This is a genomic window from Mesobacillus sp. (assembly GCF_047739415.1).
GTDB lineage: Bacteria > Bacillota > Bacilli > Bacillales > Cytobacillaceae > Mesobacillus.
This window is the reverse complement of the sequence record NZ_JBIQOE010000202.1, coordinates 1-2052: the sequence shown is the minus strand read 5'-3', so window position 1 is coordinate 2052 and position 2052 is coordinate 1. Positions and strand designations below refer to the sequence as shown.

Annotated in this window: 2 protein-coding genes and 1 pseudogene; all 3 read left to right on the top strand. The window is 43.0% G+C overall.

The genetic code is table 11. From position 1 onward, the window contains the following. Nucleotides 1-259: pseudogene (locus ACH0QE_RS16255) on the top strand (phosphotriesterase family protein); the annotation flags it as partial. A 114-nt stretch (nt 260-373) separates the two neighbouring features. Continuing rightward, on the top strand, nt 374-1270 hold the full coding sequence (locus tag ACH0QE_RS16250; protein WP_415801629.1) for an MBL fold metallo-hydrolase: 897 nt from the start codon (nt 374-376) through the stop codon (nt 1268-1270). Nucleotides 1271-1309: 39 nt separating this feature from the next. Next, a partial coding sequence (locus tag ACH0QE_RS16245; RefSeq protein ID WP_415801627.1) for an AMP-binding protein occupies nt 1310-2052 on the top strand: 743 nt, incomplete at its 3' end.

Below are 2052 nucleotides of genomic sequence, written 5' to 3'. Positions count from 1 at the left end.
GCTGCTTGCTTTACTTAATGAAGGCTATGAAGATCAAATATTACTAGCACATGACACCGTGAATATCTGGCTAGGCCGACCTCCGGTTATGCCGGAACAAGCTGCGAAAATCATGGAGAACTGGCAGCCAGGCCATATTTTCACCAATATCCTTCCACAGCTTAGAGAATATGGTGTGTCTGAAACGCAAATTGATAAGATGCTAGGCGTTAATTCAGTTGGACTCTTCACTGGAGCCCCGGCAAAGGTGATTTCGTAGAATAGTAATATTGGAGCTGAAGCACTTTCAGCTCCTGATTCTAATAGAAAGGGGCGACGACCTATCCAAAAAATTATACCTCTTACGCTGGATTCGCCTTTTTCTGAAGGGATCGTGGTAGTGTATGCCGTTCTTGGTGAAACAGCAACACTTATAGATACAGGCAATCCAGGCGAGAAATCCTTTTACCAGCTTAAATCTCTATTATATGACCATAATCTCAATTTTAAGGACTTTGATCATATCATTGTTACACATATGCATACGGACCATTGTGGTGGAGTGAGCCTGATTCAACAGGAAGCCGGCCTTCCTGTGTATGTACATGAGCTTGCAAGGCCAGTGATCACTGGAGGAGAACCAGAGTTTAATAGAATCAATCAATTTTTTAATGATTTTCTGAGGGAATGTGGTGCTGACCGTTCCGTTCACCAGCATGCGCGGAAATACAAAGAAGAAACCTGGCGAGATGTCCATTTTGTGAGCGAAGGTGATGATGTATACATAGGTGGAAGACCGTACAGTGTAATGCATGTTCCCGGCCATAGCCAAACGGATATTCTTCTGATAGATGAACAAAAGGGAATCACATTTGTTGGTGACCATATAATACCTGAGCTGGCCGTAAACGCCTTTATCGAACCTCCTCTACCAGGGAATAACCATCGTCCGGCTCCATTGATCCAATACAGGGAATCACTGATCCGCTCAAAAGGCAGACACTTTGGAACATGTTATTCAGGACATGGAAAACCCTTCACACAGCACATTGAGCTCATTAATAAAAGATTGACTCAGCAGGATGCACGCTGCCAGCAAATACGGCTGGTTTTAAAGGAACGTGACAAAAACGTTTACGAGATTTGCCAGGAGGTCTACCCGCACTTGAAGGGTGGAATTGTTTTTCTTGGTCTCTCCCAAATACAGGGCCATCTTGATTTGATGGAAGCCCGAAACGAGGTGATGAAAGAGGAACAAGATTCAATTGTTTATTATAAGCTGATCGGATAGTTGCCAAAGCTTCTTAAACTTTTAATAGGAGAGGATTAAATGAAGCTGAAAGAGCTGCTTGAAAATAATATCAGTAAATACGGGGAATATCCATTTATTTATTATAAAGACCAGCAGTATACAAACATTGAAACGAGACAGTATGCTGACCGGATTGCGAATGGTCTCCATAAGCTCGGAGTGGGAAAAGGCGATCGGATTGTCGTCTGCATGCCCAATAACCCTGAAGTGGTATTTTGCTATCAGGGCATTACCAGGAGCGGTGCCGTCATTGTTCCAATCATGTTCACCCTGCATCCAAAAGAAATTCAGTACATCATCAAAAATTGCGAAGCCAAAGTTGTCATTGCCTCTTCCTATACAGCAGAAAATATGAAAAAGGCGATAGAAGGCCTGGAAGTCAAACCAATCCTGGTCGTTACAGATCTTCCTGGCAGTGATGATTTGGTAAACCTCTATGATCTCATGTCTTCGGAATCAGCTGACACCGAGGATGATTCTAATGAAAACGAAACCGCCGTGATTTTATACACCTCAGGAACGACTGGAAATCCGAAAGGCGTTCTATTGACCCACAAAAATCTCTACACCAATGCTGCTAACTCCGCAGCCCATAATGAAACCGAAAGAGGCGTTACGATTGGCGTCCTTCCGTTAGCGCATGTTTATGGTCTTACCATATCGAATACGTGCTATATAACGGGAAGTTCAGTTGTTGTTTTCGCCCGGTTTGACCCTGAAGAAATTTTCAAAGCTATTGAGACTTATAAAGTAAAAGCTTT